Below are 15,526 nucleotides of genomic sequence, written 5' to 3' on the forward strand. Positions count from 1 at the left end.
AAAGCCAGCATCGCCAAGAAGTACAACAACCGCGGCATGGGACTGCTGGACCTGATTCAGGAAGGAAACACGGGCCTCATCCGTGCTGTGGAGAAGTTTGGGTACCGCAAGGGCTTCAAGTTCTCCACCTACGCCACTTGGTGGATTCGGCAGGCCATTACACGGGCGATGGCAGATCAGGCGCGGAACATCCTTATCCCCGTGCATATGGTGGAGACCATGAACAGTCATGCTATTCAAGCGCTCTCCGACCTGCACTCTGGTCTATTGATCCCGGCTCAAGTTCGGGACGCCGGGTGTGCTCATCCCTCTGAGAAGCATTGCCCAGATGGAACATCTCCTTGATACCGCGCCTCACATCAAGGCCGGTATCAATAAATACCCTTAGATCGTGGAACTCGTGCTCTTCAAGGGGATGAACTTCTCCTCTTCAGGGGAGATGTGCTCTCCAAACTTGAGTTCAACTGTTCTGGGGCAGTGCCGCCACAGCTGCTTCAAGGGCAGCCAACCCGGCGCTGGTCGTCTCACGGAGAACCTGACCATCTTTCCACTGGGTTGCGTAGCCTGCCCAAGCCAGGCGGTAGTACCTTTCGAAAAGCTCAGCGACATCCTCTAAACCGCGTGAACGCAGTTCTTCGAGGAGAACACTTCGGGGTTGTTGCCACGCCCACTCGCCGGCGCCCAATGCGCTTAACAACCTCGAGGGAGTTGGAGAGAGCCGGAAGTGGATCGCGCGGAGTGCCGCCCAGCCATACGGGCCAGGCTTGTCGAGGAAGTTGAGCCCTTGGGTTTGCGCTTCAGTGTAGACACGCAGCAACGTTTGCTGATCGACTTTGGGATCGGGCACAGCGCCTGGGTAGGGTTCGCCATGAAGGACCGTGACTGAAGATCGAGCGAAACCTTCCTGTGCCAGCAACTTATTGAGAACCATCACTTGAGGCCGGGGCCAGTGCAGGGGCGCAGGCACCCGGCGGAGGTAGCCTGCTTCGGTACGTTCTACAAAACGGAGTGCCACCTCTGTGGAAGCCCACCTTTGCACGTCAGCTTCATGATGAAACCAGATATGCAAATCCAAGTCGCTCAATTCCGGCACATAGTCGGATGGACTCCGCCAGGCTTTGCTGGCACTCCCTTTGAAATAGAGGCCACGGCAATGTCCAGGTAAAACCATGTCATCGAAAGCTTCTTGCAAGGCTGCCAGCATGGCTTGAACCTCGGCACGCAGACGTTCGGGAGGGGTAGGCCAGAGAGAAGCACACACCGATACAGTCTGTCGCATGGCCTTTGAACTTCGCATGGGCCAGATGATGGATTTCGGAATAGAACCCGCTACAAGGAGCCCGCGAGGGTCTCTGTCCGAACTGGGCTTAGAGAAGACAAAAAAAGGGTATTCTGTCGGGGTAAAATCTATAAACTTCTGTTCTTGCCAAGCCAGGAGGAGTGGGTTTTTGTCCTTAGGAGATCTGTAGGAAATCCAGCCCTACTGACCGCACTCAGTGAGGACAATGAGGAGGTGGGGTCATATTCGAGCGAGCAAGGTCGAACTGCCTTGCTCGCTCTTCGGAGGAGCAAGGGCAGTGACGTGCAGCCATGCCTCAAGCTCTTCCTACCTCTCCTGCTCGCGCTTGCTCAGCGTTACCAGCTCCCCGATCCTGAAGAGGCCGCTTATCTCGCGCTTCAAGACATCTGTACCCACTGCGACTGCTGGGAGAAATCAGGCCTTCCTGCTCATGCCTGGGTCGCAGGGATGGCCATACAGCGGTTCAAGACGTTAAATCCCCCCACTGTTCCCCCACCAAGCCTTTAAGGCTCGCGGTGAAAACGGCGGCGAAAGCGTGCATGCAAAGCCTGCATCTTTTCTGCTGACCGGGCAGCCTTGGGATCGGCGATGAGCGCTCCACCACGGGACGTCGCACCCACCACCAACGCTCCTGCAATCAGCACCAGATTCTTGATGATGTACTGACCCTCCAGATTCGGGACCAGAGGAACGCTCTTGAAAGTCTCGTGGGGGAAGAAGACCAGCGGCAAGAACGTTCCGGCCATCTGTGCGAACAGGAGGAGCAGAGTCAACCGGAGGAACCGGCCGGTGAGGAGTCCCAGGCCAATAAGGCACTCCCAGGAGGCCAGCAGAGGGAGACTCACCTGGGGCGGCACGTGACCGAAGGTCAGGACAGAAATGGTCCGGGTCGCCAGTCCTTCGGCGCTACTTAGGCCTGGGAAGAACTTTTGCACGCCAAACCAGAAGAAAATCAGGCCAAGCGAGAGCCGCAGCAGCGTAATACCATGCCTGGCCCACCAACCCAGGAGACGAGCTTCGTGAAGGTCAAGGATGTTGGCCAGATTGGCTCGTTCAGGGGATAGCGGGAGTGAAGCGGGAACACGCGCCAACGACCGTTCCTCAATTTTTGAGGTATGTCTCATATCAACCTCCGGTAGGGCCGGGGCCGATGTGGCTCACCCCAGTGCTACCTGGCTATATGCCAGAAGCGGGGGTTTGGATCAATCACGACAGGCTGTTTGAATACCTGTCTCTCTGTCCTCATTGGGTACAGGCCAGAGCAGGCTATGGGGCCCAGATCGCTCGGCCATAGGGTGGCACAGAGAGGGAAGGCCCAGAGCGTGCTGCTTGGGCCTCCCCTCGTCTTGTCCTCCAGCTCAGCCGTTGACGCTTCCCTTCAGGGTGCTGGCGACCTTGTAACTGACTTTCTTGCCGGCGGGGATCTGGATCTTCTCGCTGGTGCCCGGCTTGACGCCCGTGCGCGCTGCGGTGGCCTTGACGCTCAGGGTCCCCAGGCCGAGCAGTGTCACGTTCTGACCAGCGCGCAGCCCGCCAATCACGCTTTCCAGCATGGGTTCCACGGCCGCGTCGCTCTGCTTCTTGCTCAGGCCGGTCATTTCGGCCACCGTCTCCACGAGTTGGGCTTTACCGATCTTGCCCCCCGTGCTGGCGTTAGGAGCGGCTGCAACGGCGTTTTTCGGGCTCTTTTTCGTCATGCCTGCGTCCTGCAACGTCCAGCACGCGAAAAACAAGAGCAATTGCAAGAAACTGGGCAATTGGGCGTCAGGACGAGTGGGCGAACCGCTGCTCCTGATCTCGCCTCGAAGTATCAGTGCTGGTTTGGGGTGATTACCAGACGTGGTGTGACGACGATCACCAGATCTGTGTTGTGGATATCACTGCGTGTGGTGGTAAACAGCTTCCCTAAAATCAGGATGTCACCAAGAAACAGCACCTTTTGAGACCCTTCAACTTTTCGGGTTTCCAGAAGTTCATCAATGGCAATTGGTTCCCCGTTGCCCACCCGCACCGTTGTGATGGCCTCCCGCGTACTGAAGTTGGGGACACCCTGACTGGTCGTGCCCGTCGGCACACTCACGCTGATCGTGGGGCTGGTTTCCACTGTTCCATCTGGGGCCACCTTAGTAAGGGTCAGCCTCAAGGTGATCCCGGTCGTGATGGTCTGCACGCTGGTCCCACCACCCGTTTGTCCAGTGATAACTGGCGTGGTCTGCGTGCTGTTGATTCTCGCTTCCAGACCGTCAATGGTGGTTACGCGCGGTTGCGCCAGCACATGGGCCGCTCCACTGGTTGGAGTGCCCCCCAAAAACTGGACGGAGTGAAGTAGAGGTTCAGGCTCGCCGCCAGCCTTAGGCTGGAAAGCGAGGCTCCCTATGAAAACTCAACAGTTCAGCGAAGATCAGATCATCACACTGCTTCAGGACGCCAAAAAGGGCGAAAAGTCGGTCGAAGAGCTGTGCCGCGACCTGGGGTGCAGCACCGCGTCCTATTACGCCTGGAAGAAGAAGTACGGCGACACCACGGCTGACGAAGCCAAACGGCTTCGTCAGCTCGAGAAGGAAAACGCCCGTCTCCTGCGGATTGTGGGGCAGCAGCGCTTGGAGATGGATGCGATGAAGGAGGTGATTCAGAAAAAGCGGTAACGCCTACTGAGAAACGTGCCATGGTGCAGGAACTCGTCACGGCACGCGTCAAGCCCGAACGGGCTTGCTTCCTGGTGGGCCTGCCCAAATCGACCTGGCATTACCAACCGAAACGTCGCCAGGACAGCGAACTTCGACAGCGTCTTCGTGAACTGGCCCTCCTGCATCCACGGCGGGGCTACCGGTTCATTCACGCCCTGCTCGTCCAGGACGGCCACCACCTCAACAGGAAGAAGATCCGGCGACTCTGGCGGGAGGAAGCCCTGAGTGTCAAAACGAAGCCCAGCAGAAAAATCCGCACCGGAGCATCTGTCCCCTTGCAGGCCGAGTTCCATGACCACGTCTGGACGTACGACTTCATCTTCGACCAGACCCTGGGAGGACAAGCGCTGAAGATCCTGAGTCTCACGGACGAATTCACCCGGCAATCTCTGGCTCTGCGGGTGGCAGAGTCCTTCACGTCCGCAGACGTGAAGGACGTCCTACACAAGGTGATCCGGCAACGTGGTGCTCCAGGGTTTATCCGCAGCGACAACGGCCCGGAGTTCATTGCCCGTGATCTGGGGATTTGGCTGGCCGTTCAGGACATCGGCACCCGGTTCATTCAACCGGGAAAACCTTGGCAGAACGGGTATGCCGAGAGCTTTCACTCTCGGCTTCGAGAGGAGTGTCTAAAGAGGGAAGTATTTTACTCAGCTAAGCACGCCCAGGTGCTGCTGGAGAGCTACCGTACGTTCTACAACGCCAGGAGGCCACATTCGTCGCTGGGCTACCGCACACCCGACCAGTTTGCCCAGCAGGCCAGGGACCAGGATGACGTGCTGCTCTGTGGACAGGGCACCGCAGAGCAGCACGTCATCCCGGCCCCTGGGTAAGGTTTGAGGTCCCGTGTTGTACCCTGTTCTTGAGCCGAGTCTCTACTCGGAACCGTCCAAACTTTGGGGCCAGGCCATGGTCTTGAGGGCATTGAGCGAGATGGTCAGGCCAAGGGGGTTGCGGGCCAGAGTAGAGTTCCGAGGCTGGCCAGGCTTGGGGCCGTACCTTCGGTCAACTTGCCTCGCGGCTGTGGTTGATGAGCAGGCGGGTTGCCCCACCGAGCTGTTGGAGGGTCGTTGCTGCACGAGTGAGTCCAGGAGAGTTGTAGACGACATTGATGGCGGTGGTCTGGGAATTGCGGACCGCTACTTCCCACTTGAAGGGATACCTGATACGGACGCCCTCCGCATCACACGCCAAGATAAATTGTTGCCCTTTGAGTACCGGTGTATCTCCAATGACCGGCGTCCGCTCCGCTTTGTGGATGGCGCAGTAAGGGGGGAGTACCGCCACCACCCCTGCAGCCAGGGGGTGACGTTCAGGGCACCTTGGGCAGCGAAAAGCCGAACGTCGCTCCCTCACCCGGCGTCCCCTGTGCCCACACCCGCCCACCGTGCCGCTGCACAATCCGGCGCACGTTGGCGAGGCCCACGCCTGTTCCCTCGAACTCGTCCACCCGGTGCAGGCGTTGAAACACCCCAAACAGCTTGTCCCCGTAGCGTGGGTCGAAGCCCACCCCATTGTCCCGCACCAGCACCCTCCACTCCTCCGGATCTTCTTCCGTCCACACCTCGACTTTCGCCTCGTCTCGGGGAAGGGTGTACTTGAGGGCATTACTCAGCAGATTCGTCACGACCTGCCGCAAGGTGTCGTAATCGCCTGCCACAAGCGGCAGCGGCGACATCACCCACAGGACCGTGCGGTCCTGCATTTCCGGCTCTAATTCCACGCGAACCGCCTCCAACAGCGCTCCCAGGTCTACCGGCCCGAAGCGCAGCGGCACCCTCGCCATGCGGGACAGGTCAAGCATCGCGTCAATGAGGATGTTCATGCGTCTTGCTGCATCATCCACTACAGTTAAGTATCGCGTTGCCTTGACGTCTGCCGTATCTCCCAATGTTTTGCGCAGCAAATCGTTGAAACCGAGGATGTGACGCACCGGCGTACGTAGGTCATGCGACACGCTGTACGCAAAGGCTTCAAGTTCCTCGTTGGCCGCCGTGAGGGCTGCCGTGCGCTCGGTGAGCAAGGTGCGTTCCCGCAAGAGTTCCGCCGCTTTCTCCGTCCGGTCGAGTGCCAAGTCCAGACTTCGCCTCACCGTCTCGATGATGTTGCGGTCTGCCTGCGCCCATCCAGTACGGGAGAACAGGCCCAGGCCGAGAATGCCCCGCACACCCCGAGAGGTCTTGAGCGGCACCATCGCGGTCGCCGTCACGTGCGTCATGTCTCCAGACAGCTGATCGGTCTCAGCGTCGTAGACATGCTGGTAGTACGTCTCACCTGTCTCGAACGGAATGCGGAGGTTGCCGGTGGTGGCATGGGGGAGCCCGGCTTCATGGGCGCGCCGAAGTCCTTCACTGCCGTACTCGCCCAGCATCCGCCGCACCACCCAGCGCTCCCCCTCTCGTTCGTAGTACAGAGCAGCGTTGAGGGAAATAAGGGTATGCAACAACGCCTGCGCGCGCCCGATCAGTTCATATGGGTCGAGGTCACCCGTGAGGTCGTGCGTCCATTCTTCGAAGGCCGCCAGCGTCTGATTGCGGGCGTTCAATTCGCTGTTCTGGGCTTCCAGGTGCCGCGCCGCCTCGGTGCGCTCCAGGGCGAGGGTGAGGCTGCGGCCCAATGCGCGCATCAGGGCCCGGTCACGATCTTGCCACTGCACGCCGACGCGCAAACCTACCGTGAAGAGGCCATGCACCTCATCCATCACGACCAAGGGATAAATACACACCGGGCCAAACACGTCGGTGTTCTCAATCTGGTCGCGTTGGGAGTCCCAGCCATCGATGAATACGGGTTGCTTCGTTTGTAGTGCTTGCGCGAACGAGGGCACGTCCAACGGCAACCCGGCACGGATCATACTGATCTGCTCGGCCGTCATTTCCGTGGTCCAGGCCAGGGCCTTCCACAGACCGTCCTGCACCTCATAGTACGCACTGCTGTACTCGTTGAAGCGCGTATTCATCACCTCGAAGGCCTTGTCACACAGCGCGAGGACGTCGCTCTCGTTGCCCACGCTCTCAGTGAACGCCGCGAATACTTCCTGGGCGTGGGCTTCCTCTTCGATCTGCCGGGTGCGCTCGTGAATGCGGCGCTCCAACGTGTCGTTGAACTTCGCCCGTCCCAGGGCGACGGCACAGTGAGCCACAAGCGTTCGCAGAAAGTAGACCTCTACGTCTGTGAACTTGTGACTCTCCTTGAAGTCGAGGACGAGGACACCGAGCGGATGACCATCCAAAAACATCGGGAGCACAGCGCTCGACACTGTTGCCTTCCCACCTGTGCCCAGCTCGAATTCGGGATAGGCGGTGGTAAGGCCCCCGCCGTGCTCGAAGAAGAGAGGTTCATGGGTCTCTAGCACGGCCGTGGCAGGCGTCCGATTTGAGAGGGGACCGTCTTGCCAGATGCTCTGCGTAATCTCTTCCTGGCCGTGTTGGGTAACGACGTTCAGGCCCTCACCCTGTACGAGTAAAACAGTGCCCACCTGACTGCCCAGGGTTTGTACGGCGGGACGCAAAACGATCTCCAGAATGTCCGCTTGCGTGTGGGTCGTGGCCAGCTGCTCGGTGACGTCCGACAAGGAGGCCATCAACAGGGCAGCACGTTGCAGCAAAGCGGATTCCAGCGGTGTGGTGGGTGGCGCGTTCGTCTCTGACATGGGTTCCTTACTCGGCGCTCAGCGCCATCCGATCTTCTCAGGTCGAAGTCAGGGTAGGAATCAACCCTGACACAACCGAGCACATGAACCGCTCTGGTGACTACACCCTGAACCTTAACCGGGCCCCAAAGCCCCGGAGAACGCTCCTAAACTGCCGCCGCGTTCACCGGTGTCATACCCATTTTGGTTCCAGACCTCCTATGGGATGTGTCCCTGCTCAGCAGCTGGCCCCAGGTTGCTTAGGCGGGCCGCGTGCAACTGATTGACGGCGGCGGGAAGGAAGTGCTCTCGAACGGGCAAACCACGAAGTATGGCGGCGTGGATCTGGGCAAGGACCTGATCGAGCAGCTGCGCCTGGTCTGCCCCGCGCCGGGTGGACGGTAAAGCACCTTGAAGAGCCCCCAGCGCTAAACAGCAGGAATTACTCCCTCTCTGCCACTGGCCGCAGCCAGCGCAGAGGAAACCTTTTTGCGCTGAGACCAAGCCTGTCCTCAGTGAGAATGGATGATATGACCCATGGGGGCTCTCTCCATGAGCTAAGGTGCCCATACATTCGTTCTTCCGCTCCCATCCCCTGGTCCTGAAGTTGCCACTGGATTCCCCCATTCCGCAGGCACTTGAGGAACAGCACCATGACGCATTCAGAACAGGACTACGCCGCACTCCCCGTGGCAGTTCAGCAACGGCTCGATGCCCTTGAAGCCCAGCTCCGTGACCTCCACACCGTCGTACAGCGGAACGCTACCCTGTTCGCTGAAGCGCCCAATCCAGCCTTCCTGCTGAACTCCCAGGGCCGCATCACCGACGCCAACGCTGCCGCGAGTGGCTTACTCGGCCGCGCCCTGGACGTACTGCTCGGCAAACGACTCGATCAATTCATGTCGCCCGTCTCTCAGGGATCGTTCGGCACCCTCCTCAAGCAGGTGTCCAAAACCTCCCTCAAGCAACGCGGTGAAGCCCAACTCCTGCACCTCAATGGAGCGGTCTCCGACATGCTCGTTGACGTGATCCTCGCACAGCACCAGGGCGACTTCTTGCATTACCACGTCGTCGTCACGGACATCACCACCTACAAACAGGTGCATCAAGACCTGCTGGACGTTGAAGTCGCGCAGACGGTCGTGATCGAGAAGCAAGCTGCCACCGTGCGCTCGCTTCATCAGGAGCTGGAGCAGACGGTCACCCTCTTTGTTCAGCAACTCCACCTCCCAACTGCCCGTGCCATGAGCTTCCTGGGGCTGCTCCGCCAAACGCTGGGAGAAGTGCAGGAAGAGGTGAACCACCCCTTGGTGAATACGGAGCGGTCCGTTCAGCAGGTCATGAACCTGATGGCCTCTGTAGAGCGGTACATGCAGGCCAGGCACATGCGGATCCACCTGCAACGGGTGGACCTTCAGCGGGTCTTCCAGGAGGTGCTGAAAAACGCTCAGCCGTACATGGTGGGCCGCGTCGTACAGATCACGCACGACCCGCTTCCCACCGTGCAGGGGGACAGCCAGGCGCTCTATCTCGCGCTGGACGAGTATGTGGCGAATGCGCTGAAGTTCACGCGAGGGCAGGAGAAGGCCCGGATTCACGTCACGGTCCGAGAAGTTGAGGGGGAGTATCACCTCGGCGTGGAGGACAACGGAACGGGCTTCAATATGCGCTCGAAGGGCAAACTGTTCCGGCTGTTCGGAAGGCTGCACTCCTCGAAGTACTACGAGGGGACGGGGATTGGATTGGTGACGGTGAAGCGGGTGTGTGAGCGGTTTGGGGGCCGCGTGTGGGGGGAAGGAAAAGTGGATCAGGGGGCGACGTTCTGGTTCGCCTGGCCCAAGCAGCCCAGTGTGGTGGCCTAGCCTGCTCTTCTGCCGTTGACACGGACAACTTGCGTCAAACGTTGCCCCCTTCCTGCGCTGGCTTGAAGCTGGCAGCGGGGAGGGGCTTTCTGGAGAATCGTTAAACTGGTGCGGATGGCAGCGCGCCCAAAGGGTAAACTTCGCTCCAATGATCATCCGATTGCCGTGATGCCAGACAGTCCCCTTCGCCGGAAAGAATGGCTGGTGCTGCTTGAGGGGGTCCATCGAAATAGGCCTGGGGTCAGGGAAGCTGGCGTTTGACGGAACTGGACGACCTCTGGCAGTACTACAACGGCGAATACCTGGTTGCCTACCGACCGGGCAGGGAAGCGCTGGTGCAGGCCGCCATGGGCAGTGATTTCGACCTGCTGTCCAATTGGCGGCATGCCAAGCAGCATGGCGAAGAAGACGTCAAAGCCCGCCCCCGCAGATCCACGCTCTATCCTCGCGCCCCTACCCGTTTCTGCATGTCCTTATTCTGTCAAATGCTCTAAATCGCCGGGATGCTGGTTCGGTGGACCCAACCTCGTGTGTAGGGTGTTTACCGTGCGGGAAGCTGAGCGTGCGCAATGTCCGCGCGCGCAGCGAGTTCCAGCGCCGCGTGGGCCTGCGAAGCTTCACCGGCGTCCGTCAGGGCGTGTGCAGCGGCGCGGTAGAGGTCAGCCGCTTCCTGAAACCGCAAGGTCGCTTCTGCAGCGTGCGCGGCCCGATGAAGCCACGCGGCTGCCTGCAGGGCGGCGCCGGCGGCACGCCAGTGCCCGGCAATCACGGCGGGCGCGGCGCCATGATCTGTCAGGACGCGGGCGGCGGCGCGGTGCAGGATCTGCCGGACCGGTGCGGGCGTCGTGTTCAGGATATTTTCCTGAATGAGATCGTGGCTGAAGCGTTCCCCAGTCAGTACCTGAGCCAGCTCGAGTTCCTCCCACGCGGCGGCAGTGGCAAACAGGGGTGTATTCAGCAGTTCAGCGACCCGTTCGATGGAGATGTCCGTCCGCAAGACGGCGGCGGCGCGAACCACCTGCACGGCCGCAGGGGAGAGTCGCTGAAGTCGCTGGTGGAGGATGGTGCCGATGGTGTCCGGCATCGGTTGCGTCTGGCCCTCCGTACTGAAATTGCCGGTTTCGTACATGTGCTTGACCGCCTCAAGCACGAACTGGACGTTTCCTCCGGTGCTGTGGGTGATGATACCCGATATCTGCAGCGCCTCGGGGATGGCCAGGGTGGCCAGCAACTGCGTGATTGCCGGCTGTGACAGGGGTTCCACGTCAATTCGGACGGCGCTGCCCGAACTGACGTGCCGTTCCATGGTGCGCTGCGATTCCGGCGGAAATTCGTCGCGCCGGAAGACGATCAGGTGGTGGGGGACATTGCCCTGACCGCCGAGTGTGGCGCTCTGCGACAGAAAGAACACACCCAGGTCCATGGTGGCCGGGTCGTAGTACTGAATGTCGTCAGTGATGGTGGCCGTGAAGCCGGGGCTGGTCAACCGGATCATTTCGAGGTGTGCCTGGAAGAAGGTGAGCCGCTCCTCTTCGTCCAGCAGCGGCAATGGCGCTTCGCCTTGACGAAATTCCGGGAGGATACGCGCGAGCTCGCGCTTCACCCACGCTGGAAGGCGCACGTGGGGGGCAGCGGCCAGCCGCGCCCGGGCGTTGCGGGCCGCGCCCGAGAACGGGACGTCCTGTTCACCCGGACGGCCCTGCAGGTACAGCACAGCGCCCTTGCTGCGGGCGAAATCCTGCGCCAGCCGGGTTTTACCGGCGCCGGGCGCGCCGGACAGGTAGATGGTTTTCCCCGCAACCCAGGCGTCCTCCATCATCTGCCACGCTTCCTCACGGCCCACCAAGTGCGGTGGGCGCAGCACAGCCATCGGGATGCGGGGGTGTTCAGGCGCGCGTGGAAGGCGTCCCGCGTCAATGTCCCGGGCAAACTGCACCAGGTCCGGGTGCGGCGCCACGCCCAGTTCACGGTCCAGCAGCGCTTTGTAGCGGCGGTAGGCTTTGAGGGCCGTCGCCCGGTCGCCATCGAGGGCATGCAGGCGCATCAGCGCCCGGTACCCGTGTTCTGACAGCGGGTCGAGGTCAAGCAGCCGGCGGGCGAGCATCAGTGCGCCGGTCACGTCGCCGCGCGTGACGGCGTCATCAATGGCGTGCCGAATACCCTGCTCGCGCACGATGCTCACGCGCTCCTGGATGGCCATCAGCCACTCCATAAAGTCGGGTGCGTCGTCCAATTCCAGGCCTTCCAGTTGGCCAGTGCTGCCGGTGAGTGCGGACAGGGTGCCGTCCAGCAGGTCCTTCAGGTCGACGCTGATGTTCCCAGCCAGGCGCAGTTGCGGCTGGCGGACGATCAGCACAGCCCCCGACTGCTTTTCAAGTCGCCGGAGGGCATGAACCAGGTTGTTGCCAGCCTGACTGGCCGGCACGTCCGGCCAGAACAGCTGGGCGATCTGGTGACGGGCCGTGGGACCTTCAACAGCGAGATACGCCAGCAGCCCCGCCACGCGGCGGTCGCAGGGCACGAGGGTGCCGTCCATCCGAATCAGGCTGGGGGAGCCCAGGACGTGCAGGCGCCATGTGGGGGACACCTTCCCAGCATAGCAAGAGGGTGTTCCGGTGCCCGCAGCACGTGCTGTACACCAGGGTGTTGCCGTACCACTGGCTCCGGTTTGCGAAGGGCCAGGGGGCCCCGCGGGGGTTTGCTACGCTAAGTTTCATGGAGTCGACCCTGGCCGGCTGGCGGCTGGACCTGCTTGGACCTGGGCGTCTGGTCGCGGCGTCTACCCAGGTGATGCCGGTCGCGGCCAAGGCTCTGGTGGTGCTGGCGTACCTGGCGCTCGAAGGGGCAACTTCGCGCACCCGCCTCGCGGACCTGCTGTGGCCCGAAGTGGCAGAGGTGACGGCCCGAAACAACCTGGTGCAGTTGCTGCGACGCACCCGTCAGCAGCTGGGCGTGGAGCTGGTGCAGGGCAGCGACCCTGTGGCGTTGTCGCCGGCGCTCACGGTGGACACCCGAACGCTGTCCGAGCTGTACCTGCTTGGCGGGTATGACGAAGCGGTAATCCAGGCGGGACCACTGTTACAGTCGCTGGAGGTGCAGCCCGGTTCGGACCTGGCCGGATGGCTGCAGGCGCAGCGCGAACGGCTGGATGAGCAGCGGCTGGCGGTGCTGCGGCGTGAGGCGGTTCGGTTGGAGAACGCTGGCGACTACGCGACCGCCGCCCGGCTCGCGGACCTGCACGTGCACCTGGACCCCGTATCTGAGGAAGCGTACCGCCGCCTGATGCGCCTGCGGTACCTGCAGGGCGACCGGGACGGGGCACTGCAGGCGTTCGCCTCCTGCCAGGCGACGCTGGCGCGGGAGTTGCAGACCGAGCCGCTACCTGAGACGCTGGCGCTAGCGGCGGAAGTGGCCCAGGGCGGGCATGTCCCGCAGGTGCCGCCGCGCGCCGCACAGGGCCGGAGCTTCGCGCGGTCAGCTCGGTTGGTGGGCCGGGAGGAAGTCTGGACGCAACTGGAGGCAGCGTGGCAGGCGGGCAAGCTGATTCTCATCAGCGGTCCGCCTGGAATCGGGAAAAGCCGGCTCGCGCAGGACTTCGCTATGACCAAAGGACGGGTGGTGCGGGTGGAGGCACGGCCGGGTGACGCGGGGACGCCATTCGCGACGAATACCCGTCTGGCACGCGCGCATCTCGCGGCACAGCCGGATGTGCATCTGCCGGACTGGGTGCGCGAGACGCTGGCGCGGTACCTGCCGGAGTTGCGCGGCGCGGTTCCGCCAGCACCGGTGCGCAGTCCGGAAGAGCGGCAGGTGGTTTTCGATGCCCAGTTCGAGCTGGTGCGCTGCACCAGCTCGGAGCTGGCGGCGATTGTGGTCGATGACCTGCAGTACTTCGACCATGCCAGCCTGGCATTGGGCAACGCGCTCATTTCCAGGGCCTTCCCCTTTCACGGGGGGAGTGGGATTCCCCCGCATGTGGCGGTGTACCGTTCCGGCGAACTGGCTGCCGAGCAGGCCGAGGTGCTGGACGGGTTGGTCCGGGCTGGGCTGGCGATGCACGTGGAAGTGGGCCCGCTCACGGTCGAAGCGGTGGAAGCGATGCTGCAGGACATCGGCGTGCCGGGTGCGGCGCGCCTGGCGCCGCGGCTGGCACGCTTCACCGGCGGCAACCCGCAACTCATCCAGGAGACGCTCCAGCACCTGCTGGAACTTGGCGCGGTGCATGACCCCCCGGAGCACCTGCCGCTGCCGCCGGGCGTTCAGGAAGTGCTGCGGCGGCGGCTGGGCCGCCTGTCACCCGGAGCGCTTCAGGTGGTGCGCGCGGCAGCGGTCTTGCAAAGTGACTTCACCACGGAGCTCATTGCGGAAATGCTGGGTGCGCCCCTGTTCGATACCATTCACGCCTGGGAGGAGCTGGAGCGTGCGCAGGTGCTGCAGGGCACGCAGTTCACGCATGACTTGATGCTCGAAGCGGTCCGCGCAAGCATTCCGGAAGGCGTGTACCGCTTGTTGTGCCGCAGCGCCGCGCGCCTGCTGGAACGGCGAGACGGCCGGCCGTCTCGCATCGCCCGGCTCTGGAAGGAAGGGGGTGACTCGCGCGCCGCCATGCACTGGTTCATGCGCGCCGGAGCGGAAGCCGCCGCGAACTTCCTGTTACGTGAAGCGGCTGGATTCTACGCGCAGGCCGCCGAAGCCGCCGAAGCAGGTGGGCGAACACCCCTGGATGCGGCGCCACCGGGTGCCCCCCTGCTCAGCCGGGCGGTGGACAGCTGAACGTAGCGCCCGCGACAGCTGTGTGGGTCCCGGTTTGTCGCTGCAAATCGGTGCGGGACGGGGCGGGATCGCACCGATGCTGTTCTGCAGGCCCCACTTCCTGTACTTCGCAGGAATGAGGGGTTCGGGAATCAACCACTCGGCATCGCTTGTGTCCGTCGAGTACGTTCGCGCACGCATGAACAAGAGTAGGATTTATCAAAACCCCCGCAACCACGCTTTCCAGACACCCGCTTGGGCGGAATCGGAGAGATACTGGTAGTGGTCTGATTCAGAGGTCCTTTGACATTTCTGCAGAGGAGAATGGCCCAGCCCGTGCCCTCCTGGCATTCTCCCCCACTGTCAACGTTTTTCTAAATCAGACCAGTAGGTCTTGAGAGACGCTGTACCCCACCGGGCGACAGCCCCCACGGAGGACAGAGAAGATGCTGTCCAGAATTTCCCGCAAAGACCACTTGCGGGGTTGGTTCAGGAGGGGTCAGCGGATCGAGGACGTTGCACTCAGCATCGGTGAGGTCGTTTGGGGAGGTGACGCCCGAGTCATAGAGAAGCGTGACCGCGCCCCATCAACCTTCAGTTCGGCCCCGCAAGGCGGACAAGGACACCGCCGGAGATCTGGAATTGGTCGCGGATGCCCTGTTGAGGGCATCTGCAGGTCCGGATTAGGCTGAATTCAGGCCATGAACGTCACGTCGGGGGAACGCAGAGACCGGACCCGGGCGGCCCTGATCAGCGTGACGCCCAACAACCCCCAGGCCAGCACGGTGTGCACGTCAAACAAGTAGGGCACGGTCCACCCCAAGGTCCCCTGAAGCACCATGATGGGTATAAACGCCCCCATGAACAGCGGAACGAAGCGGGTCCAGCCGCAGAGTTGACGTGCGAACAGCGCCGCTATTCCCACGAGCAGCGTCAGCAGCATACTCAGAGGCCAGGCGATATCCGTGACCACGTAGAGGGGATGGCCGGTCGGCACACGCAGCAGGTCCATTGGCGTTTGCAAGATCGCCAGGGTCACGGTCACGCTCAGGAGATTGAGCAGCCAGCGTCCGGCCCAGCCTGTGCCAGTGGCGCGCAGGTGACGCAGGCCGAGCACGCCGCACAGCCAGCCGAGCGAGAACAGTCCATAGAGCAGCGCCCCGAGGGGGTCCGTGTGCTCATTGGCGACCTTCTGAAAGCCGTGGCGGGCGGCCTCAAGGCTCATGGCCGGCGCGGTGAGCAGGGTGATCAGGCCGAGGGTCCGCAGGGTTGTTGCAGTCATGGTACTCCTCCT

The 15,526-nt window shown here is 62.0% G+C and carries 13 protein-coding genes and 1 pseudogene; 7 read left to right on the forward strand and 7 right to left on the reverse strand.

Annotated elements, in window-relative coordinates:
* Window positions 1–6 precede the first annotated feature (6 nt).
* Window positions 7–225: pseudogene (locus B9A95_RS12525) on the forward strand (sigma-70 family RNA polymerase sigma factor); the annotation flags it as partial.
* A gap of 235 nt (window positions 226–460) precedes the next feature.
* On the opposite strand, the gene B9A95_RS32215 reads toward B9A95_RS12525, so the two are convergent.
* The 4 genes from B9A95_RS32215 to B9A95_RS12540 all read right to left on the reverse strand — a co-directional run bounded on the left by B9A95_RS32215 (window position 461) and on the right by B9A95_RS12540 (window position 3,608).
* Window positions 461–1,204, reverse strand: coding sequence for a hypothetical protein (locus B9A95_RS32215; RefSeq protein ID WP_139806748.1), 744 nt, complete (start codon window positions 1,202–1,204; stop codon window positions 461–463).
* 599 nt (window positions 1,205–1,803) lie between these two features.
* Window positions 1,804–2,424 (reverse strand): DoxX family protein, encoded by a 621-nt coding sequence (locus tag B9A95_RS12530; RefSeq protein WP_084047596.1) that lies wholly within the window; start codon window positions 2,422–2,424, stop codon window positions 1,804–1,806.
* 234 nt (window positions 2,425–2,658) lie between these two features.
* The gene (locus tag B9A95_RS12535) at window positions 2,659–2,997 is read right to left on the reverse strand and encodes an HU family DNA-binding protein (protein WP_084047597.1); all 339 of its coding nucleotides are present in this window, start codon (window positions 2,995–2,997) and stop codon (window positions 2,659–2,661) included.
* Window positions 2,998–3,110: 113 nt separating this feature from the next.
* On the reverse strand, window positions 3,111–3,608 hold the full coding sequence (locus tag B9A95_RS12540) for a type II and III secretion system protein (RefSeq protein WP_281255855.1): 498 nt from the start codon (window positions 3,606–3,608) through the stop codon (window positions 3,111–3,113).
* A 67-nt stretch (window positions 3,609–3,675) separates the two neighbouring features.
* On the opposite strand from B9A95_RS12540, the gene B9A95_RS12545 reads away from it, so the two are divergent.
* Window positions 3,676–3,945: a transposase gene (locus tag B9A95_RS12545; protein WP_084047599.1), complete on the forward strand. Its 270-nt coding sequence runs from the start codon at window positions 3,676–3,678 to the stop codon at window positions 3,943–3,945.
* A gap of 20 nt (window positions 3,946–3,965) precedes the next feature.
* Complete coding sequence (locus B9A95_RS12550; RefSeq protein ID WP_084047600.1) at window positions 3,966–4,820, forward strand: IS3 family transposase; 855 nt, start codon at window positions 3,966–3,968, stop codon at window positions 4,818–4,820.
* 479 nt (window positions 4,821–5,299) lie between these two features.
* Here the strand turns inward: B9A95_RS12550 and B9A95_RS12555 are convergent, their stop codons facing one another.
* Complete coding sequence (locus tag B9A95_RS12555) at window positions 5,300–7,639, reverse strand: ATP-binding protein (RefSeq protein WP_084047601.1); 2,340 nt, start codon at window positions 7,637–7,639, stop codon at window positions 5,300–5,302.
* Window positions 7,640–7,891: 252 nt separating this feature from the next.
* On the opposite strand from B9A95_RS12555, the gene B9A95_RS36270 reads away from it, so the two are divergent.
* From B9A95_RS36270 to B9A95_RS12570, 3 genes are all read left to right on the forward strand, one after another.
* The gene (locus B9A95_RS36270; RefSeq protein WP_281255856.1) at window positions 7,892–8,023 is read left to right on the forward strand and encodes a hypothetical protein; all 132 of its coding nucleotides are present in this window, start codon (window positions 7,892–7,894) and stop codon (window positions 8,021–8,023) included.
* Between the two features lie 248 nt (window positions 8,024–8,271).
* On the forward strand, window positions 8,272–9,480 hold the full coding sequence (locus B9A95_RS12565; protein WP_084047603.1) for a sensor histidine kinase: 1,209 nt from the start codon (window positions 8,272–8,274) through the stop codon (window positions 9,478–9,480).
* 257 nt (window positions 9,481–9,737) lie between these two features.
* Window positions 9,738–9,974, forward strand: coding sequence for a hypothetical protein (locus B9A95_RS12570; RefSeq protein WP_084047604.1), 237 nt, complete (start codon window positions 9,738–9,740; stop codon window positions 9,972–9,974).
* A 47-nt stretch (window positions 9,975–10,021) separates the two neighbouring features.
* Here the strand turns inward: B9A95_RS12570 and B9A95_RS12575 are convergent, their stop codons facing one another.
* On the reverse strand, window positions 10,022–12,067 hold the full coding sequence (locus B9A95_RS12575) for an ATP-binding protein (RefSeq protein ID WP_139806749.1): 2,046 nt from the start codon (window positions 12,065–12,067) through the stop codon (window positions 10,022–10,024).
* Between the two features lie 128 nt (window positions 12,068–12,195).
* On the opposite strand from B9A95_RS12575, the gene B9A95_RS12580 reads away from it, so the two are divergent.
* Entirely contained in the window at window positions 12,196–14,253 is a 2,058-nt protein-coding gene (locus tag B9A95_RS12580; protein WP_170928622.1) for an ATP-binding protein, read from the forward strand.
* Window positions 14,254–14,926: 673 nt separating this feature from the next.
* On the opposite strand, the gene B9A95_RS12585 is transcribed toward B9A95_RS12580, so the two are convergent.
* The gene (locus B9A95_RS12585; protein ID WP_084047607.1) at window positions 14,927–15,514 is read right to left on the reverse strand and encodes a hypothetical protein; all 588 of its coding nucleotides are present in this window, start codon (window positions 15,512–15,514) and stop codon (window positions 14,927–14,929) included.
* Window positions 15,515–15,526: the final 12 nt, after the last annotated feature.

It is taken from the genome of Deinococcus hopiensis KR-140, assembly GCF_900176165.1.
Classification (GTDB): domain Bacteria; phylum Deinococcota; class Deinococci; order Deinococcales; family Deinococcaceae; genus Deinococcus; species Deinococcus hopiensis.